The 23,437-nt window shown below is 63.8% G+C and carries 22 protein-coding genes; 12 read left to right on the plus strand and 10 right to left on the minus strand.

The annotated features are described in order from the left end of the window. Positions 1-3: 3 nt before the first annotated feature. The 6 genes from G5S42_RS13665 to G5S42_RS13690 all read right to left on the minus strand — a co-directional run bounded on the left by G5S42_RS13665 (position 4) and on the right by G5S42_RS13690 (position 5,312). On the minus strand, positions 4-1,503 hold the full coding sequence (locus G5S42_RS13665) for a cryptochrome/photolyase family protein (protein WP_176107215.1): 1,500 nt from the start codon (positions 1,501-1,503) through the stop codon (positions 4-6). A 185-nt stretch (positions 1,504-1,688) separates the two neighbouring features. Then, positions 1,689-2,108, minus strand: a complete 420-nt coding sequence (locus tag G5S42_RS13670) for an organic hydroperoxide resistance protein (protein ID WP_176107216.1) — start codon at positions 2,106-2,108, stop codon at positions 1,689-1,691. Positions 2,109-2,280: 172 nt separating this feature from the next. After that, complete coding sequence (locus tag G5S42_RS13675; RefSeq protein WP_176107217.1) at positions 2,281-2,733, minus strand: MarR family winged helix-turn-helix transcriptional regulator; 453 nt, start codon at positions 2,731-2,733, stop codon at positions 2,281-2,283. Between the two features lie 173 nt (positions 2,734-2,906). Continuing rightward, positions 2,907-3,713, minus strand: coding sequence for a BPSS1780 family membrane protein (locus tag G5S42_RS13680; RefSeq protein ID WP_176107218.1), 807 nt, complete (start codon positions 3,711-3,713; stop codon positions 2,907-2,909). Next, the gene (locus G5S42_RS13685; RefSeq protein WP_176107219.1) at positions 3,704-4,699 is read right to left on the minus strand and encodes a homoserine kinase; all 996 of its coding nucleotides are present in this window, start codon (positions 4,697-4,699) and stop codon (positions 3,704-3,706) included. Before G5S42_RS13685 ends, G5S42_RS13680 begins: the two co-directional genes overlap by 10 nt. A gap of 214 nt (positions 4,700-4,913) precedes the next feature. Next, on the minus strand, positions 4,914-5,312 hold the full coding sequence (locus G5S42_RS13690) for a hypothetical protein (protein ID WP_176107220.1): 399 nt from the start codon (positions 5,310-5,312) through the stop codon (positions 4,914-4,916). Here G5S42_RS13690 and G5S42_RS13695 point away from each other — a divergent pair. After that, positions 5,311-5,514, plus strand: a complete 204-nt coding sequence (locus G5S42_RS13695; protein ID WP_176107221.1) for a hypothetical protein — start codon at positions 5,311-5,313, stop codon at positions 5,512-5,514. The genes G5S42_RS13690 and G5S42_RS13695 overlap by 2 nt on opposite strands. Next, a complete protein-coding gene (locus G5S42_RS13700; RefSeq protein WP_176110515.1) occupies positions 5,504-7,030 on the plus strand; it encodes an AMP nucleosidase in 1,527 nt (508 codons plus the stop codon). The genes G5S42_RS13695 and G5S42_RS13700 overlap by 11 nt, the downstream gene beginning before the upstream one ends. Positions 7,031-7,213: 183 nt before the next feature. Here G5S42_RS13700 and G5S42_RS13705 read toward each other — a convergent pair whose 3' ends face one another. After that, entirely contained in the window at positions 7,214-7,957 is a 744-nt protein-coding gene (locus G5S42_RS13705) for an LOG family protein (protein WP_013092994.1), read from the minus strand. A 1-nt stretch (position 7,958) separates the two neighbouring features. On the opposite strand from G5S42_RS13705, the gene polA reads away from it, so the two are divergent. The 3 genes from polA (at position 7,959) to G5S42_RS13720 (ending at position 13,185) form a co-directional block, all read left to right on the plus strand. Next, on the plus strand, positions 7,959-10,700 hold the full coding sequence (gene polA / locus G5S42_RS13710; protein WP_176107222.1) for a DNA polymerase I: 2,742 nt from the start codon (positions 7,959-7,961) through the stop codon (positions 10,698-10,700). Between the two features lie 157 nt (positions 10,701-10,857). Further along, entirely contained in the window at positions 10,858-12,213 is a 1,356-nt protein-coding gene (locus G5S42_RS13715) for an NAD(P)/FAD-dependent oxidoreductase (RefSeq protein WP_176107223.1), read from the plus strand. Positions 12,214-12,312: 99 nt separating this feature from the next. Beyond that, on the plus strand, positions 12,313-13,185 hold the full coding sequence (locus G5S42_RS13720) for a dienelactone hydrolase family protein (protein WP_176107224.1): 873 nt from the start codon (positions 12,313-12,315) through the stop codon (positions 13,183-13,185). Between the two features lie 109 nt (positions 13,186-13,294). Here the strand turns inward: G5S42_RS13720 and G5S42_RS13725 are convergent, their stop codons facing one another. Then, on the minus strand, positions 13,295-14,164 hold the full coding sequence (locus G5S42_RS13725; protein WP_176107225.1) for a sulfurtransferase: 870 nt from the start codon (positions 14,162-14,164) through the stop codon (positions 13,295-13,297). A gap of 150 nt (positions 14,165-14,314) precedes the next feature. Further along, positions 14,315-15,421: an aromatic ring-hydroxylating oxygenase subunit alpha gene (locus G5S42_RS13730; protein ID WP_176107226.1), complete on the minus strand. Its 1,107-nt coding sequence runs from the start codon at positions 15,419-15,421 to the stop codon at positions 14,315-14,317. Between the two features lie 320 nt (positions 15,422-15,741). Between G5S42_RS13730 and G5S42_RS13735 the strand changes: the two genes are divergently transcribed. The 4 genes from G5S42_RS13735 (at position 15,742) to folE2 (ending at position 19,976) form a co-directional block, all read left to right on the plus strand. Then, a complete protein-coding gene (locus G5S42_RS13735; protein ID WP_090808406.1) occupies positions 15,742-16,050 on the plus strand; it encodes an exodeoxyribonuclease VII small subunit in 309 nt (102 codons plus the stop codon). After that, positions 16,047-16,928, plus strand: a complete 882-nt coding sequence (locus tag G5S42_RS13740) for a polyprenyl synthetase family protein (protein ID WP_176107227.1) — start codon at positions 16,047-16,049, stop codon at positions 16,926-16,928. Before G5S42_RS13735 ends, G5S42_RS13740 begins: the two co-directional genes overlap by 4 nt. Positions 16,929-17,016: 88 nt before the next feature. After that, complete coding sequence (dxs, locus tag G5S42_RS13745) at positions 17,017-18,924, plus strand: 1-deoxy-D-xylulose-5-phosphate synthase (RefSeq protein ID WP_176107228.1); 1,908 nt, start codon at positions 17,017-17,019, stop codon at positions 18,922-18,924. A gap of 245 nt (positions 18,925-19,169) precedes the next feature. Then, positions 19,170-19,976 (plus strand): GTP cyclohydrolase FolE2, encoded by an 807-nt coding sequence (gene folE2 / locus G5S42_RS13750; protein ID WP_176107229.1) that lies wholly within the window; start codon positions 19,170-19,172, stop codon positions 19,974-19,976. Between the two features lie 97 nt (positions 19,977-20,073). Here the strand turns inward: folE2 and tsaD are convergent, their stop codons facing one another. Next, positions 20,074-21,102 carry a tRNA (adenosine(37)-N6)-threonylcarbamoyltransferase complex transferase subunit TsaD gene (gene tsaD / locus G5S42_RS13755; RefSeq protein ID WP_176107230.1) on the minus strand — a complete coding sequence of 343 codons (1,029 nt, stop codon included), beginning with the start codon at positions 21,100-21,102 and terminating at the stop codon, positions 20,074-20,076. Between the two features lie 145 nt (positions 21,103-21,247). Here tsaD and G5S42_RS13760 point away from each other — a divergent pair, with 145 nt between their 5' ends. From G5S42_RS13760 to G5S42_RS13770, 3 genes are all read left to right on the plus strand, one after another. After that, entirely contained in the window at positions 21,248-22,465 is a 1,218-nt protein-coding gene (locus G5S42_RS13760) for a BaiN/RdsA family NAD(P)/FAD-dependent oxidoreductase (protein ID WP_176107231.1), read from the plus strand. 68 nt (positions 22,466-22,533) lie between these two features. After that, positions 22,534-22,746: a 30S ribosomal protein S21 gene (rpsU, locus tag G5S42_RS13765; protein ID WP_008919901.1), complete on the plus strand. Its 213-nt coding sequence runs from the start codon at positions 22,534-22,536 to the stop codon at positions 22,744-22,746. A gap of 233 nt (positions 22,747-22,979) precedes the next feature. Next, positions 22,980-23,426: a GatB/YqeY domain-containing protein gene (locus G5S42_RS13770; RefSeq protein WP_176107232.1), complete on the plus strand. Its 447-nt coding sequence runs from the start codon at positions 22,980-22,982 to the stop codon at positions 23,424-23,426. Positions 23,427-23,437 lie beyond the last annotated feature (11 nt).

Genomic DNA, 23,437 nt, shown 5'->3' on the forward strand with positions numbered 1-23,437 from the left:
CACTCACTTTCCGTATCTGGCCAGTGTGCGCTCGCGGGCCTGTGCGTGATCGACGATCGGCTCGGGATAATTCCCGCCTAGCACCACGCCGAACTCCGCGAGCCGCTCCGCGCCCGCCAGCCACGGCGCGTGAATCCATTTTGCCGGCAACCTGGCGAGCTGGGGTAGATATCGTTTGATAAAGCGTCCGTCGGGGTCGAATTTTTCGGATTGCGTGACTGGATTGAAAATGCGGAAGTAAGGCTGCGCGTCGCAGCCGGTCGAGGCGGCCCACTGCCAGCCGCCGTTGTTGGCCGAGAAATCGAAGTCGTTCAGCAGATCGGCGAAGTAGCGTTCACCGAGCCGCCAGTCAATGCCGAGATCCTTCGCGAGGAAGCTCGCCGTGACCATGCGCAGGCGGTTGTGCATATAGCCGGTCCGGTTCAACTGCAGCATCGCGGCATCGACGAGCGGATAGCCGGTGCGGCCGTCGCACCAGGCGGCGAACGCTGCGTCGGCCGAGGGGCCTTTTTCCCAGCGCAAATGCTCGTATTCCGGTTTGAACGGCGCGCCTTTCGCGATGCGCGGATGGTGCGCGAGGACCATGAAGTAGAAGTCCCGCCAGATCAGTTCCGACAACCACGTTGCCGCGCCTTTGCCGTCGGGTTGCAGCGACATCTCGTACGCGAGCCGTGCGAGCGTGCGGATCGATACCGTGCCGAAGCGCAAATGCACCGACAGATAGCTCGGCGCCTTCGTGGCGGGGAAATCGCGCCGCTCCGCGTAGCTATCGATGCGCGTCAGGAAATCATCGAGCAACTGTTGCGCGCCGTTCATTCCGGCGGGCAACTGCAAGTCCGTCAGGTTGCTCGGCGCGAAGCCTAGCTGATCGAGTGTGGGCAACCGTCGGTCGAGCTTGCGCGGCAGCGCCGCCAGATGCTTCGCGTAGGTCTCCACCGGGTAGGGCTTCACGTCGAACGCGCTCAATTGCTTGAGCCACGCGTTCCTGTACGGCGTGAAGACCATGAACGGCTTGCCCTGGCCGTTCAGCAGTTCGTCGCGCTCGAAAATCGTCTGGTCCTTGAACGTTAGCCACTGCCGGCCCGCATCCTTAAGACGCTCGCCGACTGTCGCGTCGCGTTCGATCGCAACCGGCTCATAGTCGTGATTCGCGAACACCGCATCGACGCGCAACTCCGCCGCGAGTTTCGGCACCAGCCCGGCCGCATCGCCGTATAGCACGACGAGGCCGCCGCCGAGCGCGCGCAACGCGCCGTCGAGTTCAGCCAGTGACGCGAGAATGAAGTCGATGCGGCGATCCGGCACCGGCTCGCCTGGGTGGCGCGTCTGCCAGGCATCGACGATCGGCTGCAGGATCGTCGTGTCGAACACGAACACGCACCAGACGCGCTCGCAATGCTTGAGCGCGTAGTACAGCGCGGCATGATCCGTGCTGCGCAGATCGCGGCGGAACCAGACGAGGCCGGCGTCGAAACTGTCGTGCAGGCGGCGGGCGCGTGTCATCGGAGGGGCAGTCGGGATGAAGGTAGTTGACGACCGGCATCGCACATAGCGTGCCGCACGCGCCAAAATGATCAGCGCCCGTCCCTATTGTCCAGAGTGCGGGCGCTGGTCGCGACGGCGCCGGGTAATGCGCCGTCAGCGGTTCTGCCTGGGCATTGCTGATCGGCGCGACGGCCGACCTGACCTCAAGCGACGTGCAGACGAACCGCGACGTTGTTACGCGTGGCGTTCGAGTACGGGCAGACCTGGTGTGCTGCGTCCACCAGTTCCTTCGCTGCTTGCGCAGCGAGCCCCGGCAGCGAGATACGCAGATCGATGTCGAGCGCGAAGCCGCCCTTGTCGTTCGGGCCGATGCCGACGTCGGCGGAAACCTGTGTGTCGGCCGGCAGGGCCTGCTTGCGCTGGCCGGCGACGAACTTCATGGCGCTCAGGAAACAGGCCGAGTAGCCGGCCGCAAACAGCTGTTCGGGATTCGTGCCCACCGCGCCATTGCCACCGAGCTCACGCGGCGCGGCCAGCTTCACGTCCAATGCATTGTCCGACGATATGGCGCGGCCGTCGCGGCCACCGGTGCTCGTTGCGCTTGCCTTGTAGAGGATGTTCATGGTGCAGCTCCTGGTCTAGGGGTGTCGGGGTTGGCATGTTTGCCGCTGGCTGCCGGTTCGCCGGTCTGGCGAAGTGCTAGCGAAGCGGCATGTGAGTAAGATAGTACACAAATAATTTGTGTGCAAATGAATTTTGCGGCGGAGCCGGAACTAGTCCGTTTCAGTTATCGCCCTACTGGTCCATGAAGTCGTTGAGCGTCGTGCGCAGGCGTTTGAGGTCGTCGCGCAGACGCAGCAGGAAGTCCGGCGACTGCTGCGTCGCGCAGAGGATCTCGCCGGGCACGTCGCGCGCCTGACGCTTGAGCGCCTTGCCCGCGCCCGTCAAGCGAATGTAGACGAGGCGCTCATCGTCAGTGCCGCGCGCGCGCTCGACGAGTCCCTGCGCTTCGAGGCGCTTGAGCAGCGGCGTGACCGTCGCCGGATCGAGATTCAGACGCGTGGCCATGTCCTTGACGGTGACGTCGTCGGTTTCCCACAGCACGAGCATGGCCAGATACTGTGGATACGTGAGTCCGAGCCTTTCGAGCAGCGGCTTGTACGCTTTCGTCATCGCGAGCGAGGTCGAGTAGAGCGCGAAGCACAGTTGCTCGTCGAGCGTGAAGGGGAGCGCGGGGCGCTGGTTCATGATCCACCTCGGCAAAAAAGGAGCGTGCAAATCGATTGCACGCAAATTATTGTGCCGCAAATCGATTCGGGATGCCGGGCGTCGAGCCGGTGTTTCGACAGAGAGGTCGGGAAGATGCGTGCGGAACACGCAACGCGCGGGCGCCAGAACGGCACCCGCGCGGGAACGAAGGATCAGGCCGCCGGCGTGGTCGGCAGATCCGGCGTTTGCGGCGTCTGCACGCCGAAGCAGCCGCGATAGGTCGCGTAGAACGAGCAGTACAGCATGGTCGTGACGATCATCGTCGCGGGCATCAGGATCGCGAACGCGAAGTCCGCCGCGCCGAGCGCCTGCATCAGCGCGGACAGCCCGATCGACACGACCGTTGCGACTGCGAACCACAGCGCCGCGAACACGATGAAAGCGCCGCGATTGCGCCAGCAACTGACGACGCTGAAGAACATCGCCTTGACGGGCGGCACGTCGTGCCAGGCGGCGAGGATCGGCGAGAACCAGAACAGCATCGCGACCGGCACATAGAACGCGAGCGCGGTGACCACCGCGAGCGGGATATTGCTGTTGGCGATTGCGTTTTCATCCATCGACGCGTTGCCGAGCATCACCTTCAGCAGCATGCCGCCGTCGGCGAGCGCCGAGCCGGCCAGCACGAGCGCCATCGCGATCACATACAGCGCGCCGAGCACGAGCAGCCGCCGCGCAACCACCGAGCCATACGAATGAAAGCCGTCGACGAGAATGGTCGGAAACACCGGTTTGCCCGCGATCGTGTTGCGGCAAGCGGCCATGAAGCCGACCGCGACACCCGGAATGAACAACAGCGGCAACACGCCGCCGACCAACGGAATCTGCGACACGAGCGTCATCACCAGCAAATAGGTGAAGAACAGCGTCAGGAAGGCGAGCGGATTCTTGCGGAACAGCCAGATGCCCTGGCGGAACCACACGTAGCCGGTTTTCGCGGGGACTTCGATCAGTTGCATGGGGTATGGATGCCTGGATTCGCGACGCCCAGCAGGCGCTCGCGCAGAATGCGTTCGAAATGACCGGGGTCGTGCGGCTTCAGCAATTCCGCCGCGCGCGGCAAATGAAAATCATACAGGCGCGAGACCCAGAAACGGTATGCACCCGCACGCAGCATGTCGCCCCAGTGATGGTTTTCCTCGACGGTGAACGGCCGCACCGTCTGATACGCGCGCAATAGCGCCTCGGTGCGTTCGGAGTCGAGCTTGCCGGTCGCGAGGTCGACGCACCAGTCGTTGACCGTGACCGCGACGTCGAATAGCCACTTGTCGCAGCCGGCGAAATAGAAATCGAAGAAACCGCCGAGACGCACTTCGTGGCCGGTCTCGGGCGCCGCGTGCGCGAACATCGCGTTGTCGCGGAACAGGTCGGCGTGGCACGGACCCGAGGGCATTGCCGCATAATCGGCGGAGGCGAAGAACGCCTCCTGATGCGCAAGCTCGGACGCCAGCAGATCGCGCTGCTCGCCTTCCAGATACGGCAGGATCGTCGGCACGGTTTCCCGCCACCACGGGAGGCTGCGCAGGTTCGGCTGATAACGCGGATAGTCGCGGCCCGCCAGGTGCATGCGCGCGAGCATGTGGCCAACCTCGGCGCAGTGCTCGACGCCGGGCGCGAGTTCGGGCGCGCCTTCGAGCTTCGTCACGATGGTCGCGGGTTTGCCGAGCAGCATGCCGAACAGCGCGCCGTCGAGGCGCGGCATCGGATCCGGTACCGGCACGCGATGCGCGGCAAGATGACGCATCAGGTCCAGATAGAACGGCAGTTGTTCAGCTGTCAGCTTCTCGAAAATGGTCAGCACGTATTCGCCGCGCGTCGTCGTCAGAAAGAAGTTGCTGTTTTCAATGCCGGACGAAATGCCGCGAAACTCGACGACATCGCCGAGATCGTAGTGACTCATCCATTCTGCGAGTTGGGATTCGTTGACAGCGGTGAAGACGGCCATGCGGAAACGTCGGATCAGGTTGTTGGGGCTGGCGCGGTGCGGCCAGTGCGAGGTGAGACAAGCGAATGGGGTGCAGCGGGCGACGAGTGCGGACCGGCGAAGTGTACGCGTCGCCGCATTCAGCGCAAGTTCATCGCGCAGCGGCCGCGATCGGGTGGAACCGGGGCACGACCGCGCCGCGGCCGCCGTTGCCGGCGTGCCGCTTTCATAACGATCAATAGTGGAGATTCACCGACGGCAGGCGCGTGCTGGGCTTGCCGCTGTCGTGGACGGTGGGCGACGTGTCGGGCGACGCGCTCATCTGGTAGCGGGTACCGAAATTCGATTGCACGTTGATTTCGACCGGCTTGCCCTTGTCGCGGAATTCAGTGATTTCGGTGCCGTTCGGGCTGACTTCGTGAAAACTCGGCGTGCGCGGAACGTTGTTGATGTCGACCTTCGAGCTGACCTCTGCGGCTGGACGATTGATCTTGGCGAGATCCGGCAGACCGGCCCGTTCGTTGGCGGACTGGGGCACGCCGGCGGGCGGCGGTTCGTCGACGGGCTGGGCAGCCATCGCGGCGTTGCCGAAGGCGAGAGCCAGCGCAACAGCGATGGGAAGGAGCGGCTTCATGGTGATTCTCCAATTGGGTGCCCGGATTCTAGCAAATCCGGCCTGGCGTACGGGCGCTAAGCCTTATTTTGCGCCGCTTTCGCACAACACGCGCGCGTTCTCGCCAGCGCTGTCGCAAGCGTCGCCGCCGACATTTGGCAACAGCGGGTTCCGTGGTAATGTCGTCTCATCAAAAAGGGTGAACGATGATGATGAACAATGATATCAATCAGCGCACGGTGCAGACTCCCGCCAGCAGCTTCCCGACCGAGGGCTTCGACGACGCGGCCGAAGCCGTCACCCGCCTCGCCGCGATCTACGAGGCGAACACGTCATTCCTGCGCGATGCGTTCGCGCGCTATCGCCGCAACGAGCAGTTCGACCATCGCGTGCGCGCCTGCTATCCGTTCGTGCGCGTGCGTACCGAGGTCAACACGCACATCGATTCGCGCCGCTCGTACGGGTTCGTCGCGGGGCCGGGCGTGTTCGAGACGACCGTCACGCGGCCCGACCTGTTCGGCAACTACTATCGCGAGCAGCTGCGGCTGCTGGCGAAGAACCATCACGTGCAGATCGAGGTCGGCGTGTCGGACCAGCCGATTCCGATTCATTTCGCATTCGCGGAGGGCATCCACCTCGAAGGCGATCTGGACCGCGAGCGCCTGTTCCTGATGCGCGACATCTTCGATACGCCGGACCTCGCGCTGCTCGACGACCGCATCGTCAACGGCACGTACGAGCCGCTGCCGGGCGAGCCGCATCCGCTCGCATTGTTCACGGCGGCGCGCGTCGATTTTTCGCTGCATCGGCTGAAGCACTACACGGCGACCTCGCCGACGCATGTGCAGAACTACGTGCTGTACACGAACTATCAGTTCTATATCGACGAATTCGTAAAGCTCGGCCGCGCCATGATGGCCCGTACCGACGACGCGGAGTTGCGCGCCTATCGCAGCGAATACACGTCGTTCGTCGAGCCCGGCGACGTCGTCACCTACAACGAGAATCTCGGCGAGCAGGCGCAGGAGGGCACGCCGCCGCCGCGTTTGCCGCAGATGCCCGCGTATCACCTGAAACGCGCGGACGGCAGTGGCATCACGATGGTCAACATCGGGGTCGGGCCGTCGAATGCGAAGACCATCACCGATCACATCGCGGTGCTGCGCCCGCATGCGTGGATCATGCTCGGCCACTGCGCGGGGCTGCGCAACACCCAGCGTCTCGGCGACTACGTGCTCGCGCACGGCTATGTGCGCGAAGATCATGTGCTCGATGCCGATCTGCCGCTGTGGGTGCCGATCCCGGCGCTCGCCGAAGTGCAGGTCGCGCTCGAGCGCGCGGTCGCGCAGGTCACGCAGCTCGATGGCGTCGAACTGAAGCGCGTGATGCGCACGGGCACCGTGGCGAGCGTCGACAATCGCAACTGGGAGCTGCGCGATCATCGCGAGCCGGTCCAGCGGCTGTCGCAGAGCCGCGCGATCGCGCTCGATATGGAAAGCGCGACGATCGCGGCGAACGGCTTTCGCTTCCGCGTGCCTTACGGCACGCTGCTGTGCGTGTCGGACAAGCCGCTGCACGGCGAGTTGAAGTTACCGGGCATGGCCGATCAGTTCTATCGCGCGCAGGTCGATCAGCATCTGCAGATCGGCGTGAAGGCGATGGAACTGCTGCGCATGAACGGGCTGCATCGGTTGCATAGCCGCAAGCTGCGGAGTTTCGCGGAAGTCGCGTTTCAGTGACTCGGGCTGAGGTGCTGATAACAGCCGAGAGGAGGGTAGTCTTCCTTATCAATCGGTTTTGTTAGGTGTCGAAGTGCTCACCACCACCGAAGGCCCGACGGCAACGCGCCCGCCATGTGCGCGACCTGATGTGTGCGCAGTGCATCGTGCTACGCGTAATGCGAGGCGCGCAGCGTCATGCGATCACAGGTAGAACATCCGGTCTTCGTCCGACTTGACTGGATGCGCTTCGCCTTCCTCGCGGTCTTCGTAGAACTTGAGCACCGCTTCGAGCACCTGGTCCGGATTGTCGATCACCTGCATCAGATCGATATCGGTTGGATTGATCAAACCCATCGGGATCAGCGAGCTCTTGAACCACGCGAGCAGACCCTCCCAGAACTCGGCGCCTACCAGAATGATCGGCACGTGGCGCGACTTCTTGGTCTGGATCAGCGTGAGCACTTCGGCGAGTTCGTCGAGCGTGCCGAAGCCGCCGGGCATCACGATCACCGCATCCGAATTCTTCACGAACGTGACCTTGCGCGTGAAGAAATGGCGGAAGCGCAACGAGATGTCCTGCCACTGGTTGCCCGACTGCTCATGCGGCAACTCGATGTTCAGACCGACCGAGGGAGCCTTGCCCGCATGCGCGCCCTTGTTGGCCGCTTCCATAATGCCGGGGCCGCCGCCGGAGATCACCGCGAAGCCGGCATCCGACAATTTGCGTGCGATCTGCGTGGCGAGTTTGTAGTACGGCGAGTTCGGTTTCAGGCGCGCCGAACCGTAGATGCTGACCGCCGGGCGAATCTCCGACAGGTACTCGGTCGCCTCGATAAACTCTGCCATAATCGTGAACATTTGCCACGATGCGCGGGCTTTTTTGGCCGTTGCGCGCTCTTGATCTGCGAGCGATCGCAGACTCGGAATCACTTTTCTCTTAGTCATAATGCCTGAAGAACGAAGCCTTGAAGGTAAGACCCTGCTGTTGGTCGACGGTTCGAGTTATCTGTACCGGGCCTACCATGCGATGCCTGATCTGCGCGGCCCCGAGGGTGGCCCGACGGGTGCGCTCTACGGGATGATCAACATGCTGCGGCGCATGCGCAAGGAAGTCACAGCAGAGTATAGCGCGTGCGTGTTCGACGCCAAGGGCAAAACGTTTCGCGACGACTGGTATCCGGAGTACAAGGCGAACCGTCCATCGATGCCGGAAGATCTTGCCCGTCAGATCGAGCCGATTCACGTCGCGGTGCGTGCGCTCGGCTGGCCGCTGCTGATGATCGATCGTGTCGAAGCGGACGACGTGATCGGCACGCTGTGCACCGAGGCGGAAAAGCTCGGCATGAACGTGGTCGTGTCGACCGGTGATAAAGACCTCGCGCAGCTCGTGTCGAACCGCGTTACGCTTGTCAATACGATGACCAACGAAACGCTCGACCGCGACGGCGTGGTCGCGAAGTTCGGTGTGCCGCCGGAGCGCATCATCGACTATCTGTCGCTGATCGGCGATACCGTCGACAACGTGCCGGGCGTCGAGAAATGCGGTCCGAAAACCGCGGTCAAATGGCTGACGCAGTATGAGTCGCTGGATGGCATCGTCGAGCATGCGAGCGAGATCAAGGGCGCGGTCGGCGATAATCTGCGCCGTGCGTTGGACTTCTTGCCGATGGCGCGCAAGCTCGTCACAGTCGAGCGTCATTGCGATCTGACCGGGCACATCGTGTCGATCGAAGAAAGCTTGCCGAGCCTACCCGAGTCGCGCGAAGAGTTGCGAGATTTGTTCACGCGCCACGGCTTCAAGACGTGGCTGCGCGAAGTCGAGATTGCCGACGCGGTCGAAGGTCCGGAAACCGACGTGCCGCCCGCGTTGTCCGTCGATCACGAGCGCCACTACGAGACCGTGCAAACATGGGAGCAGCTCGACGCGTGGCTGGACAAGATCAATGCGGCCGAAATGACTTCGTTCGATTCCGAAACCACGTCGCTCGACCCGATGATCGCGCGGATCGTCGGCTTGTCGCTGTCGGTGGAAGCAGGCCGCGCGGCGTATGTGCCGCTCGCGCATCGCGGCCCCGACGCGCCGGTGCAGCTGCCGCTCGACGAAGTGCTCGCGAAGCTCAAGCCGTGGCTCGAAAGCGCGGACCACAAGAAGGTCGGCCAGCATCTGAAGTACGACGAACAGGTGCTCGCGAATTACGGCATCGAAATGCGCGGCGTCGAGCATGACACGCTGCTCGAATCGTACGTGCTCGAATCGCATCGCACGCACGACATGGACAGCCTCGCGCTGCGTCATCTCGGCGTGAAGACGATCAAGTATGAAGATGTCGCGGGCAAGGGCGCGCAGCAGATCGGCTTCGACGAAGTCGCGCTCGACAAAGCCGCCGAATATGCGGCCGAAGACGCAGACATCACGCTGCGTTTGCATCAGGCCTTGTATCCGCAAATCGCCGCGGAGAAGTCGCTCGACCACGTGTATCGCGAGATCGAAGTACCGACTTCGCGCGTGCTGCGCAAGATGGAGCGCACCGGCGTGCTGATCGACGCGGAGAAGCTGCGTCAGCAGAGCAGCGAGATCGCCACGCGTCTGATCGAGCTCGAAGGCAAGGCATACGAACTGGCCGGCGGTGAATTCAACCTCGGCTCGCCGAAGCAGATCGGGCAGATTTTCTTCGAGAAGCTCGAACTGCCGGTCATCAAGAAGACGCCGAGCGGCGCGCCGTCCACCGACGAAGAAGTGCTCCAGAAGCTCGCCGAAGACTACCCACTGCCGAAGATCCTGCTCGAACATCGCGGCTTGTCGAAGCTGAAGTCGACCTATACCGACAAGCTGCCGCGCATGGTCAATCCGCAAACCGGCCGCGTGCATACGAACTACGCGCAGGCCGTCGCGGTGACGGGGCGGCTCGCGTCGAACGATCCGAACCTGCAGAACATTCCGGTGCGTACCGTCGAAGGCCGGCGCATCCGCGAAGCGTTCATCGCGCCGCCGGGTCACAAGCTCGTATCCGCCGATTACTCGCAGATCGAATTGCGCATCATGGCGCACATCTCCGGCGACGAATCGCTGATGCGCGCTTTCTCGCAGGGCGAAGACATTCACCGCGCCACGGCATCGGAAATCTTCAACGTGACGCCGCTCGAAGTGTCGAGCGATCAGCGGCGCGTCGCGAAGGTCATCAACTTTGGTCTCATCTACGGCATGAGCGCGTTCGGCCTCGCGTCGAATCTCGGCATCACGCGCGATGCGGCGAAGATGTATATCGACCGCTATTTCGCGCGCTATCCCGGTGTCGCTCGCTATATGGACGAGACGCGCTTGAGCGCGAAGGCGAAGGGCTACGTCGAAACGGTGTTCGGCCGCCGACTGTGGCTGCCCGAGATCAACGGCGGCAACGGTCCGCGCCGTCAGGCCGCGGAGCGGGCCGCGATCAACGCGCCGATGCAGGGCACCGCTGCCGACCTGATCAAGATGTCGATGATCGCCGTGCAGAACTGGATCGAAGACTCGAAGATCGGCACGCGCATGATCATGCAGGTGCACGACGAACTGATTCTCGAAGTGCCAGACGCTGAGCTATCCGAAGTCCGCAAGCATCTGCCAGAACTGATGTGCGGCGTCGCCGCGCTGAAGGTGCCGCTGGTCGCCGAAGTTGGCGCGGGGCTGAACTGGGAGGAGGCGCATTGACATGCCCGTGACACCCGCACGATAACGTCGTGCGCATGTCACACATGAGTATTGGCCACTTGTGACTTCCCAGCCGGGTCGAGGACAATCGATTCAGGACGGCGCATCCATGCGCCGCGTCGCGACAGATAATTCATCGGCTACACGGAGAAGTGCAATGCATCGATTTATCGTCGTTGGCGGAGGTGCGGGAGGGCTGGAACTGGCGACGCGTCTTGGCGATCGCTATGGGGCCGGCAAGAAAGGGCGCAGCGCGCAGGCCCAGGTCACGCTGGTCGATCGCTTTCCGACGCATATCTGGAAGCCGCTGCTGCACGAGGTGGCGGCGGGCAGCATGGACCCGTTCACGCAGGAGCTCCCTTACGCGGCGCAGGCGCGCTGGCATGGCTTCGAGTTCCAGCAGGGCGATCTGATCGCGCTCGACCGCGCGAACCGGCGCATTACGCTCGGCACCGTGCTCGATGACGACGGCGCTGAACTGCTGCCCGAACGCGTGCTCGAGTACGATACGCTGGTCATCGCGATCGGCAGTACCACGGCCTTCTTCGGCGTCAAGGGAGCGGCCGAATTCTCGATTGCACTGGATACGGTTAGCGAGGCGGAGCGTTTCCGCAAGCGCCTGATCGCGGCGTGCATGCGCGCCGAACATCACGCGCACGAGCCCGTCGAGTCGCGACCGGGACCCGGCACGTGGACGTCCAGCGAGCCGCGCATTCAGGTGGCGATCGTCGGCGGCGGCGCGACGGGGGTCGAGTTATCGGCGGAATTGCGCAATACCGCCCAGGTGTTGTCCGCGTACGGCTTGCACAAGCTCGATCCGCGGCATGACGTCGGCATCGTGCTGATCGAGGCGGGCCCACGCATCCTGCCCGCGTTGCAGGAACGCGTTTCCACGGCCACCGCCGAATTGCTGACCAAGCTCGGCGTGAAGCTGATGATCGGCGAGACCGTGGCCGAGGTTGCGCCGGGCTACATCCGCACCGCCAGCGGTCACACGGTGCGAGCCGATCTGACCGTGTGGGCGGCGGGCATCAAGGCGCCGGCGGTGCTCACTCAACTCGACGGCTTGCCGGTCAACCGGCTCGGTCAGCTGATCGTGCGCCGTACGCTGCAAACCGAGATCGACGACAACATCTTCGCGCTCGGCGACTGCGCGGCCTGCGAGTGGCCGGGCAACGAGCGCAACGTGCCCCCGCGCGCGCAGGCCGCGCATCAGCAGGCGAGCTTTCTGATGAAGGGACTGGCGGCGCGCCTCGAGAACAGGCCGCTACCGGAGTTCACTTATCGCGACTTCGGCTCGCTGGTCTCGCTCGGACACTTCAGCGCGGTCGGCAATCTGATGGGCGGGGTGATCGGCGGCAATATGCTGATCGAAGGGCTGTTCGCGCGCTTCATGTACATGTCGCTGTACCGGCTGCATATCGCGGCGCTGCACGGCTATCCGCGCATGGTACTGGACACCTTTGCGCATTGGTTGCGCCGTACCACGCTGCCGCGCGTCAAGCTGCACTGACTGCATCGGCGCATGCGGACAATCTCCTCAGTTGAATCTGCAACGGGATGCGCGCAAGGCGTATCCTGTTGCCTCTAACAATTCTTCGAGGAGCGCCCCATGCTGAAGCCTGAAGTTGATTGTCTGATTCCGCACGTTCCCTTCGATCGGCGCACCTTCATGAAGGCGGCGCTCGGCACTGGTTTCGCGGCAGCGGTGCTGCCCGTCTCGGCGCAGACCATCCATACCGACAGCGACGGCCTCGAAGCAGGGGAAGTGGCGTTCCATTCGGGCAGTACGCTGATACCGGCCTATCGCGCGCAGCCGAAGGGCAAGACGCATCTGCCGGTGATCCTCGTCGTGCATGAAATCTTCGGCGTCCACGAGCATATCGCCGACGTGTGCCGGCGCTTCGCGAAGCAGGGCTATCTGGCGATCGCGCCGAACCTGTACGAGCGCGAGGGCGACCCGACCGCTTACCCGAGCATGCAGCAACTCAACGAGCAGTTGGTCAGCAAAGTGCCCGACGAGCAGGTGCTGGCCGACCTCGACGCGGCCGCCGCGTGGGCCGGCGAGAACGGCGGCGACCTGAACCGGCTCGGCGTCAACGGCTTTTGCTGGGGCGGGCGCATCTCGTGGCTGTATGCCGAGCACAATCCGCGCGTGAAGGCGGGCGTTGCCTGGTATGGTCGCGTGACTGGCGCGAAGAATGCGATGACGCCTGCCAATCCGCTCGATCTCGTCGCCGACCTGCATGCGCCCGTACTCGGCCTGTATGGGCGCCAGGATCAAAGCATTCCGCAGGACACGCTCGAGCAGATGAAGCAGGCGGTCGCGCAAGGGCCGCAAGCGGGACGCGGCTCGCAGTTCGTCGTTTACGACGACGCAGGTCACGCGTTTTTCGCCGATTACCGTCCGAGCTACAAGAAGGCCGATGCCGAGGATGGCTGGCGTCGCACGCTCGTGTGGTTCAAGCAACATGGGGTTGCCTGAAGCCCTCATGTGTTTGTTTGGCTAGCGATAAATCCGATGAAAAAAGGCCGTTGCCGCTTCGAAGCGGCAACGGCCTTTTTGTCTGGTCACGACTCGCCGAGGCAAGTGCTCAGGGGTTCGCCCCGGTCGCCACCGGCCGTTTCGGATCGGAACTCCACTCGCTCCATGAGCCCGGGTACAACGCCGAGCCATGCAGGCCGGCAACCTCCATCGCGAGCGAATTCACGCAGGCGGTTACGCCCGAGCCGCATTGCAGCACCACGTGCTCCGGCGACGTGTCGCCGAGCAGCGCATGGAATTCCTCGCGCAGAGTGTGTGCCGGCTTGAAGCGGCCGTCGGCGGTCAGGTTGTCCTTGAAGAAGCGGTTCAGCGCGCCCGGGATATGGCCGCCGACGCGGTCGAGCGTCTCGTTTTCGCCGCGATAGCGATCGGGCGCGCGCGCATCGACGACGACCCGCTCCTTCGAGACGAGGTTGCGCTCGACCGCCTGGCTATCGATGGTCACCGCGAGCGGCGCGGCCGCCTTGAAGTCGCCGGTGTTCTGGGGGGGCACGGCCTGCGTCAGCGGCTGGCCGGCCGCTTCCCATGCCTGCAGGCCGCCGTCGAGCAGCGCGACCGCGTCGTGGCCGAGCCAGCGCAACAGCCACCAGACGCGCGCCGCGTACATGCCGCCTTGCGCGTCGTATGCGACGACCTGTTGACCTTGCTTCAGCCCTCGCGACTCGAGCGTTTCGACGAGCCGCGCGCGATCGGGCAGCGGATGCCGGCCGTTCGAGCCGTTCTTCGGCCCGGATAGATCGCGATCGAGATGCAGATAGTGCGCGCCCGGCAGATGGCCGGCCAGCCAGGCTTTCTCCCCGGCGTCGGTATCGGCGAGGTCGAACCGGCAGTCGATCACGAACACGCTGCCCGGCGCGGCCGTGAGCAGCTCGGCAAGATTGGTCGCGGAGATCAGGGTGGTGTAATGAGTGTGGGGCATGAGCGTCTCCTCGATACGGGCGATGGCGGCTGCGGGCCGCGTCGTTCACGCGGCTGGCGCAATCGCCGGTCTATGTTGTTAGTCTAAACAAAAAAAGACGGGTCGAAGCCCGTCTTTCCTTGAGTCGATGAATGCGCCACGCGGCGCGGATCAGATCGTGCCGAGTTCGCGCCGCAGAAACTCGTGGAAGTGCTGCATGCCGTCTTCCATCGGGCTCTGATACGGACCGACCTGCGATTCGCCTCGCTCCATCAGCGCGAGACGGCCAGCGTCCATGCGCTCGGCGATCTCGTCGTCTTCACGGGCCGTCTCCATATAGGCGGCGCGCTCGGCTTCGACGAAATCGCGCTCGAACAGCGCGATTTCCTCGGGGTAATAGAACTCCACCACGTTGGTGGTCTTCTGCGGACCGCGCGGAATCAGCCATGACACAACCAGCACGTGCGGATACCACTCGATCATGATGCCCGGGTAGTACACCATCCAGATCGCGCCGAACTCGGGCGGATTGCCGTCGCGAAAGCGCAGCACTTCATCGTGCCACTTGCGATACGTCGGGCTTCCCGGTTGCTCGAGCGCCTTGTGCACGCCGACCGTCTGCACGCTGTACCAGTCGCCGAACTCCCACGTCAGATCATCGCAATTGACGAAGCTGCCGAGGCCCGGATGGAACGGCGCGACGTGATAGTCCTCCAGATAGACCTCGATGAAGGTCTTCCAGTTGTAGTTGCACTCGTGGACTTCCACGTGATCGAACATGAAGCCCGAGAAGTCGAAGTGGCGCTTGGTGCCGAGGCGTGCGAGATCTTTCGCGACGTTGCGACCTTGTGCCTCGAACAACAGACCCTGCCAGTTCTGCAGCGGCGTGGCGCCGAGATTCAGGCACGGGTTGTCGGCAAAATGGGGCGCGCCGAGCAGCTCGCCCTTCAGGTCGTACGTCCAGCGATGCAGCGGACAGACGATGTTCTGCGTCTGCCCGCGGCCGTTGAGCATGATGGCTTGCCGGTGGCGGCACACGTTCGACAGCAATTCGACTTGCGACTGCTGGTTACGGACGAGTACCCGCCCCTCGCGTTCGCTGGGCAAGGCAAAATAATCCCCCGCTTCGGGCACCATGAGATCGTGGCCGATGTAGCGAGGACCTTTCTTGAAAAGGGTGTCGATTTCGCGCGTAAGAAGCGCTTCGTCAAAGTAAGCCGTGACTGGCAGCTGGCTGTGAACAGACCGCAACTGCAATGCATTGCTCAGATTGGACATTCCCACTCCCGATGAAGACGTGAAAGCAGTGAACAACCCAACCATCGAAGATTCGATTTAGGGAGCCCGCGATTATACCCGTTTCCCTGTGACAGGGACACTTAAGTCCCTGATTTGGGTTAAAAATGTCAAGAAAGTTCGGCATTTTCGCCGCAGACCTCGAGCTTTTTTTCTGCGAGACTTCAGGGTCGAAGCGGGGCAAAGGTGGGCATCGGACAGGCTCGAAGCAACGTGGCAAGGCGGGGCGCAGGCCTTCGAGCGGATCGAAAATGTCGCTTTTGCCGTAGAATGTCCGACTTGTTTTAATTTTGCGACTATTCATGGCGAAGACCGCATCGAACGATTCCGCCGCCGCGCCAGCCGAAAGCGGCGATAGCGCGCCGCTGCCGGAGAATTACGAGGCAGCGCAGACGGAGCTGGAAGAGCTCGTCGCGCGCATGGAAGGCGGCAGCCTGAGCCTCGAGGAATCGCTGGCCGCGTACCGTCGCGGGGCGGCACTTGTCGCATTCTGTCAACAGCAGCTCGAAAAGGTCGAGCAGCAGGTGCGGGTCCTCGATGGTGAGACCCTCAAGCCTCTGCCCATGAATACCGCAGGCACAGCCGCGACTGAGAGCGGGGACGACCTATGACATTCGAACAATGGACGCGCTCGGTGCTCGAACGTGTCGAAACGGCTCTGGAAAACTATCTGCCGGCCGAGACGACCGAACCCGCCAAGCTGCACGAGGCGATGCGCTATGCGGTGCTCGGTGGCGGCAAGCGGGTGCGGCCGCTCCTGTGCCACGCGGCCGGCGAGCTGACCGGCGCGCGCGCCGAATGCCTCGATGCGGCGGCGGCGGCGCTGGAAATGATCCACGTCTACTCGCTCGTGCACGACGACATGCCCTGCATGGACGACGACGAACTGCGCCGCGGCAAGCCGACGGTCCACGTCAAGTATGACGAAGCGACCGCGCTTTTGGTCGGCGACGCTTTGCAATCGCAGGCATTCGTCGTGCTCACGTCCGACGTATTGGGCCAGCCGCAGCAGGCCTCGCTCGTGCGCGAACTCGCGCTCGCCAGCGGCTCGATCGGCATGTGCGGCGGTCAGGCCATCGATCTGGCGAGCGTCGGTCACACGCTGACCCGCTCGCAGCTCGAGACCATGCATCGCATGAAGACCGGCGCGTTGCTGCGCGCGGCCGTGCGCATGGGCGCACTAGCCGGCGAGACGCCAGACGCGCAGGCTCTGGCTTCGCTCGATGCCTACGCCGCCGCGGTCGGTCTCGCGTTTCAGGTCGTCGACGACATTCTCGACGTCACGACCGACTCCGCAACGCTCGGCAAGACCGCCGGCAAGGACGCGAAGGACGGCAAGCCGACCTACGTGTCGATTATCGGGCTCGACGCGTCGCGCGCGCTCGCGGCGCAACTGCGCAGCGACGCTCACGCCGCGCTTGCACCGTTCGGCGCTCGCGCACAGCGTCTTGCCGAACTGGCCGACCTGGTGGTGAACCGGGTCAGCTGAACGCGAAAGCCCGCCGCCGCGCACCCTCCATCCCCCGGGGTGCATGTATGAAGTGCGGGCGCGTAAGTTTTCCTACAATGGAACGACGATGTACGACTTGCTGAAAACCATCGACGACCCGGCAGCCCTGCGCCGCCTCGATCGCCGTCAATTGCAGCCGCTTGCCGACGAGTTGCGCGCCTTTGTGCTCGACAGCGTATCGCAGACGGGCGGCCATCTCTCGTCCAACCTCGGCACGGTCGAGTTGACCATCGCGCTGCATTACGTGTTCGATACGCCGCACGACCGGATCGTCTGGGACGTAGGCCATCAGACCTATCCGCACAAGATCCTGACCGGTCGTCGCGACCAGATGCACACGCTGCGTCAGTTGGGCGGCATCTCGGGCTTCCCGAAACGCGACGAATCGGAATACGACACTTTCGGCACGGCGCACTCGAGCACGTCGATTTCGGCCGCGCTCGGCATGGCGATCGCGAGCAAGCTGCAGGGTGACAACCGCATGGGTATCGCCGTGATCGGCGACGGCGCGATGACGGCCGGCATGGCCTTCGAGGCCATGAACAACGCGGGCGTCGAAGACGACGTGCCGCTGCTCGTGATCCTCAACGACAACGACATGTCGATCTCGCCGCCGGTCGGCGCGCTCAATCGCCATCTTGCGCGTCTGATGTCGGGGCGCTTCTATGCGGCCGCGCGCGCGGGCGTCGAGCGCGTGCTGCGCGTCGCGCCGCCGGTGCTCGATCTCGCGCGCAAGCTCGAGGAGCACGCGAAGGGCATGATCGTGCCGGCCACGCTGTTCGAGGAGTTCGGCTTCAACTACATCGGGCCGATCGACGGTCACGATCTCGATTCGCTGATTCCGACGCTGCAAAACATCAAGGAACTGCGCGGGCCGCAATTCCTGCACGTGGTCACGAAGAAAGGCCAGGGCTACAAGCTGGCCGAGGCCGATCCGGTGCTTTACCACGGCCCGGGCAAGTTCAATCCGGCCGAGGGCATCAAGCCGGCCGCGACGCCGTCGAAGAAGACCTACACGCAGGTGTTCGGCGAATGGCTGTGCGATGCGGCCGAGCTCGACTCGCGCGTGGTCGGCATTACACCGGCGATGCGTGAAGGCTCGGGCATGGTCGAGTTCGAAAAGCGCTTCCCGGATCGTTACTTCGACGTCGGTATCGCCGAGCAGCACGCGGTGACGTTCGCGGGCGGCCTCGCCGCGGACGGCATGAAGCCGGTCGTCGCAATCTATTCGACCTTCCTGCAACGCGCGTATGACCAATTGATTCACGACATCGCGCTGCAAAACCTGCCGGTGGTTTTCGCCATCGATCGCGCGGGTCTCGTCGGTGCGGACGGCGCGACGCATGCGGGCGCGTACGACCTCGCGTTCATGCGTTGTATCCCGAACATGACCGTGATGGCGCCGTCGGACGAAAACGAGTGCCGTCAGATGCTCTACACCGCGTTGCAGCAGTCGCATCCCACCGCTGTGCGCTACCCGCGCGGCGCGGGTACCGGTGTCGCGACCGTCAAGCAGATGGCCGCGTTGCCGCTCGGCAAGGGCGAAGTGCGTCGCGAGACGTCGGCGCCGGCCGGCAAGCGCATCGCGATTCTCGCGTTCGGCACGATGGTCGCGCCGTCGCTCGCAGCGGCCGAGCAATTCGACGCCACCGTGGCGAACATGCGCTTCGTGAAGCCGCTCGACACCGAACTCGTGCGCAAGCTGGGCGAGACGCACGACGCGATCGTCACCGTCGAGGAAGGCTGCATCATGGGTGGCGCGGGTTCGGCCTGCGTCGAAGCCCTGCTCGCAAGTGGGGTTATGCGCCCCGTACTACAATTGGGCCTCCCCGATCGGTTCATCGATCATGGGGACCCGGCCAAGCTGCTCGCCGCGTGTGGTCTCGACGCCGCGGGTATTGCCCGGTCGATCCGCGAACGCTTCCTCGCAAGCGGCGCGGTCGGCGGTCAGTCGTCGGTGAAGCGCGTCGCTTAAAGCGCTGTCGCCTGTCGTGCCGCCGTGGGTACGACTCATGCCGCCGTCATGCGACGGCGGCTTCGGCAATCTCCAGTTTGAACCGACGGGTCCTGCGGCCCGTCACCCAACGCCGGCGGCAGCCGGCGTTCGCCGTTGCGCGCGCTGATCTGCACGGCCGCTGGGCGCTTCGAGCTCGCTGCGCGATCGTCGCCGATGCAGCGAGACCTGGACGCAGCCCGGCGCTTTCCAGAAAGGACAAAAGAATGAATCAGATGAATCCCGCCTTCGTGATGCCCGACGTGCAAAGCACCCCCGACACGCGCCAGATTCCAATCCAGCGGGTCGGGGTGAAGGGCGTGCGTCATCCGTTGACGGTTCGAACGCAAGCCGATGAAGTGCAGCCGACGGTCGGCACGTGGAATCTAGATGTGCATCTGCCAGCCGAGCAGAAGGGCACGCACATGTCGCGCTTCGTCGCGTTGCTCGAAGAGAACAAGGCGCCGCTCGAACCGGCCACGTTCCGCACGATGCTCGCGGCCATGCTCGACAAGCTCGAGGCCGAGGCGGGCCGCATCGAAGTGTCATTCCCGTACTTCGTGAACAAGACCGCGCCGGTGTCGGGCGTGCAGAGCCTGCTCGACTACGAAGTTACGCTGACCGGCGAGACCCGCCATGGCGCGACGCGGCTGTTTCTGAAGGTGCTGGTGCCGGTCACGAGCCTGTGCCCGTGCTCGAAGAAAATCTCGCAGTACGGCGCGCACAACCAGCGCTCGCACGTGACGATCGATGCCGAGCTGATCGGCGACGTCGCTGTCGAAGAGTTGATCCGCATCGCCGAGGAAGAAGCGTCGTGCGAACTGTGGGGTCTGCTCAAGCGTCCGGACGAGAAGTTCGTTACCGAGCGCGCGTACGAAAATCCGAAGTTCGTCGAAGACCTCGTGCGCGACGTTGCCCAGCGTCTGAATGCCGACGAGCGCATCGTCGCGTATGTGCTCGAAGCCGAAAACTTCGAGTCGATTCACAATCACAGCGCTTATGCGGTGATCGAGCAGGACAAGCGCCTCGCCTGATACGTTCTGCATCGGTCTACGCCGTTTCGTTGCAAAAGCATTGAACCCATAAAAAAGCCGCCTTTAAAGCGGCTTTTTATCGTCTTGCGGTGCCGGTTCAGTGCGCGAGCGACGTCAGATCCCACCGCGGCTTCACGGTGAACGCATAGTCGTTGACGGCCTGTTCGGGCCAGCGTTGCAGACGCAGCGCGCCGGCCAGCGCGATCATCGCCCCATTGTCCGTGCACAGCGACAGGTCGGGATAGTGCACGTAAAAATTGCGCTTCTGCGCGGCGGCCGACAGCGCTTCGCGCAACTGCCGGTTCGCGCCGACGCCGCCCGCCACCACCAGCCGGTTCAGCTTCGTGCGCTTGAGCGCCGCGAGCGATTTCGCGGCCAGCACTTCGACGGCGGCATCAACGAAACCGCGCGCGAGATCGGCCTTGGCCTGTTCGCAAATGTTCGCGCCGCCCAGCCGGTTTGCGTGCGTGAGCACGGCGGTCTTCAGGCCGCTGAAGCTGAAATCGAGGTCGCCGGAATGCAGCATCGGGCGCGGCAGCACGACTGCGCCGGGGGTGCCGAACTCGGCCATGCGCGAGACTTCCGGGCCGCCCGGATAGCCGAGGCCCAGCAGCTTGGCGGTTTTGTCGAAGGCTTCGCCGGCGGCGTCGTCGAGCGTTTCGCCGAGCGTCTCGTAGACGCCGACATCCGTCACGCGCATCAGTTGCGTATGGCCGCCCGACACCAGCAGCGCGACGAACGGAAACGGCGGCGGCTCGTCGACGAGCAGCGGCGACAGCAAATGCCCTTCGAGATGGTGAATGCCGACGGTCGGCTTGTTCCACGCCATCGCCAGCGAATTGGCGACGCTCGCGCCGACCAGCAGCGCGCCCGCGAGCCCAGGGCCTTGTGTGTAGGCGATCGCGTCGATGTCACCGCGCGCGACGCTGGCGCGCTCCATCACCTCTTCGAGCAGCGGCAGCGCACGGCGGATGTGGTCGCGCGATGCAAGCTCCGGCACGACGCCGCCGTACTCGCGATGCATCGCAATCTGCGAATGCAGCGCGTGCGCGAGCAGGCCGCGCTCCGTGTCGTAGAGCGCGAGACCGGTTTCGTCGCAGGAGCTTTCGATGCCGAGAACGAGCATGATGAATCGCTTGAGACGGGCGCGCGCAATGCGCGTCCGAAAGTAAAAGGTAAGCCTGAAAGTATACCAGCGCGGACCAGCAGCCGCTGGGGGCCGGCAGCGCACGGGCACGGGCGCGTGGGCCCGGCAGGTACAATGCGGCCCCATGGAATCCTTCGATATCGCGGTGATCGGCGCGGGCGCGGCCGGCATGATGTGCGCTGCAGTTGCCGGTCAACTTGGTCGGCGTGTGGCGCTGATCGACCACTCGCAGCGTCTCGCGGAAAAAATCCGCATATCCGGCGGTGGCCGCTGCAACTTCACGAATCTGTATGCGGGGCCGGCCAATTATCTGTCGGCGAATCCGCATTTTTGCCGCTCGGCGCTTGCACGCTATACCCCGCGCGACTTCATGGCGCTGCTCAAGCAACATCGCGTGACATGGCACGAGAAGCACAAGGGCCAGCTGTTTTGCGATCAGTCGAGCGACGCGGTCATCGACGTGCTTAAAAGCGAGTGCGACGTTGGGGGCGTTGCATGGCGCACGCCGCTGTCGGTCGAAGAAGTTCGCCAGGACGCCGAAGGGCGATTCCTCCTCGGCACGACGGCGGGCACGATCGCCGCCCGTGCGCTCGTGATCGCGACGGGCGGACTGTCGATCCCGAAGATCGGCGCGACCGATTTCGCGTACCGCATCGCCAAGCAGTTCGGCCATAAGCTGATCGACACCCGCCCCGCGCTGGTGCCGCTGACCTTCGCGCCGGCCGACTGGGAGCCGTTTGCGGCGCTGTCGGGCGTGTCCCTCGAAGTCCAGTTGTCGACTGGCAACAAGAAGACCGGCGCCGAGTTCACCGAAGATCTGCTGCTCACGCACCGCGGCCTGTCGGGCCCGGGGGTGCTGCAGATATCGAGCTTCTGGCAGCCCGGCGAGCCGATTCACATCAATCTGCTGCCGGAGCGCGACGCCGCGGCCGCGCTCATCGACGCGAAAAACGGCACGAAGCGGCAGATCGCCAATCTGCTATCGGAATGGGTGCCGCAACGGCTCGCACACGTGTGGCTCGACACTCATCAGGTGGCCGCCGAGGCTCGAGTCGCCGATCTGCCGGACAAGACGCTGCGCCGCATCGGCGAGGCGCTGTCGCGCTGGACGCTCACGCCGAACGGCACCGAGGGTTATCGCAAGGCCGAAGTGACGCGCGGCGGCGTCGATACGCGCGGTTTGTCATCGACGACGATGATGAGCGCTCGGGTGCCGGGTCTCTACTTCATCGGCGAGGCGGTCGACGTGACCGGCTGGCTCGGCGGCTACAACTTCCAGTGGGCGTGGGCGTCGGGTGTGGCGGCGGGGGAGGCGGCCGCCGAATATGCCCGGGGGGCTTGACGGCGCAATGGCTTTGTGAGAAAGCTCTGCTATACTCCTGAACCTTTACAAAGTTCCGTTATTGAAAAATGACGACCATCCGCGTAAAAGACAATGAGCCGTTCGAAGTCGCCATGCGCCGTTTCAAGCGCACCATGGAGAAAAACGGCTTACTGACGGAACTTCGCGCTCGCGAGTTTTACGAGAAACCCACAGCCGAACGCAAGCGCAAGAAAGCGGCGGCGGTGAAGCGTCATTTCAAGCGTCTGCGTGGCCAGATGCTGCCAAAAAAGCTCTACTGATTCTGGCGTTGCCCCGCTGTACGCGGCGCGGCAGCATCCCAGCCGATGGCGGCACCACAGTGCCATCACGGCAAACCCGGCCCATCGGGCCAGCCGGCAGGGTCGCATCCACTACGCATATTGCGCCAACCCGCTTGAGGAAGAAGTCCCAAGCGGGTTTTCGTGCTGATGCGGCGGTATCGCCGTCATCGACCGGCCGGTTTTTCAACTTTTCAACGCAATTCAGGTGAGTGATGAGTCTCAAGGACCGGATCAACGACGATATGAAAGCTGCCATGCGGGCGCGCGAGACCGAGCGTCTCGGCACGATCCGCCTGCTCCTCGCCGCGGTCAAGCAGCGTGAAGTCGATGAGCGGGTCACGCTCGACGATGCCGGCATAACCGCCGTGGTCGACAAGATGATCAAGCAGCGCAAGGATTCGATCAGCCAGTTCGAGGCCGCCGGACGCACGGATCTCGCGGACAAGGAAAAGGCCGAGCTGGCCATTCTTTCCGCCTATATGCCTGAGCAGATGTCCGAAGCGGAAATCGTTGCCGAAGTGCAGGCGGCGGTCGCGCAAACCGGTGCTGCCGGCCCGCAGGACATGGGCAAAGTGATGGGCGTGCTGAAGCCGAAGCTGGCCGGCCGCGCCGACATGACCGCCGTCTCCGCGCAGGTCAAGGCCGCGCTCGCGAAGTAACCCTGTCGATT

It is taken from the genome of Paraburkholderia youngii (assembly GCF_013366925.1).
GTDB lineage: Bacteria > Pseudomonadota > Gammaproteobacteria > Burkholderiales > Burkholderiaceae > Paraburkholderia > Paraburkholderia youngii.

Coding starts and splice junctions, on each gene's coding strand:
- G5S42_RS13665 (WP_176107215.1), bottom strand. CDS start 1,503: ATGACACGCGCCCGCCGCCTGCACGACAGTTTCGACGCCGGCCTCGTC.
- G5S42_RS13725 (WP_176107225.1), bottom strand. CDS start 14,164: ATGCCCCACACTCATTACACCACCCTGATCTCCGCGACCAATCTTGCC.
- G5S42_RS13685 (WP_176107219.1), bottom strand. CDS start 4,699: ATGGCCGTCTTCACCGCTGTCAACGAATCCCAACTCGCAGAATGGATG.
- dxs (WP_176107228.1), top strand. CDS start 17,017: ATGTACGACTTGCTGAAAACCATCGACGACCCGGCAGCCCTGCGCCGC.
- G5S42_RS13700 (WP_176110515.1), top strand. CDS start 5,504: ATGAACAATGATATCAATCAGCGCACGGTGCAGACTCCCGCCAGCAGC.
- G5S42_RS13715 (WP_176107223.1), top strand. CDS start 10,858: ATGCATCGATTTATCGTCGTTGGCGGAGGTGCGGGAGGGCTGGAACTG.
- G5S42_RS13680 (WP_176107218.1), bottom strand. CDS start 3,713: ATGCAACTGATCGAAGTCCCCGCGAAAACCGGCTACGTGTGGTTCCGC.
- rpsU (WP_008919901.1), top strand. CDS start 22,534: ATGACGACCATCCGCGTAAAAGACAATGAGCCGTTCGAAGTCGCCATG.
- tsaD (WP_176107230.1), bottom strand. CDS start 21,102: ATGCTCGTTCTCGGCATCGAAAGCTCCTGCGACGAAACCGGTCTCGCG.
- G5S42_RS13735 (WP_090808406.1), top strand. CDS start 15,742: ATGGCGAAGACCGCATCGAACGATTCCGCCGCCGCGCCAGCCGAAAGC.
- G5S42_RS13695 (WP_176107221.1), top strand. CDS start 5,311: ATGGTGATTCTCCAATTGGGTGCCCGGATTCTAGCAAATCCGGCCTGG.
- G5S42_RS13740 (WP_176107227.1), top strand. CDS start 16,047: ATGACATTCGAACAATGGACGCGCTCGGTGCTCGAACGTGTCGAAACG.
- G5S42_RS13705 (WP_013092994.1), bottom strand. CDS start 7,957: ATGACTAAGAGAAAAGTGATTCCGAGTCTGCGATCGCTCGCAGATCAA.
- folE2 (WP_176107229.1), top strand. CDS start 19,170: ATGAATCAGATGAATCCCGCCTTCGTGATGCCCGACGTGCAAAGCACC.
- G5S42_RS13690 (WP_176107220.1), bottom strand. CDS start 5,312: ATGAAGCCGCTCCTTCCCATCGCTGTTGCGCTGGCTCTCGCCTTCGGC.
- G5S42_RS13670 (WP_176107216.1), bottom strand. CDS start 2,108: ATGAACATCCTCTACAAGGCAAGCGCAACGAGCACCGGTGGCCGCGAC.
- polA (WP_176107222.1), top strand. CDS start 7,959: ATGCCTGAAGAACGAAGCCTTGAAGGTAAGACCCTGCTGTTGGTCGAC.
- G5S42_RS13675 (WP_176107217.1), bottom strand. CDS start 2,733: ATGAACCAGCGCCCCGCGCTCCCCTTCACGCTCGACGAGCAACTGTGC.
- G5S42_RS13770 (WP_176107232.1), top strand. CDS start 22,980: ATGAGTCTCAAGGACCGGATCAACGACGATATGAAAGCTGCCATGCGG.
- G5S42_RS13760 (WP_176107231.1), top strand. CDS start 21,248: ATGGAATCCTTCGATATCGCGGTGATCGGCGCGGGCGCGGCCGGCATG.
- G5S42_RS13720 (WP_176107224.1), top strand. CDS start 12,313: ATGCTGAAGCCTGAAGTTGATTGTCTGATTCCGCACGTTCCCTTCGAT.
- G5S42_RS13730 (WP_176107226.1), bottom strand. CDS start 15,421: ATGTCCAATCTGAGCAATGCATTGCAGTTGCGGTCTGTTCACAGCCAG.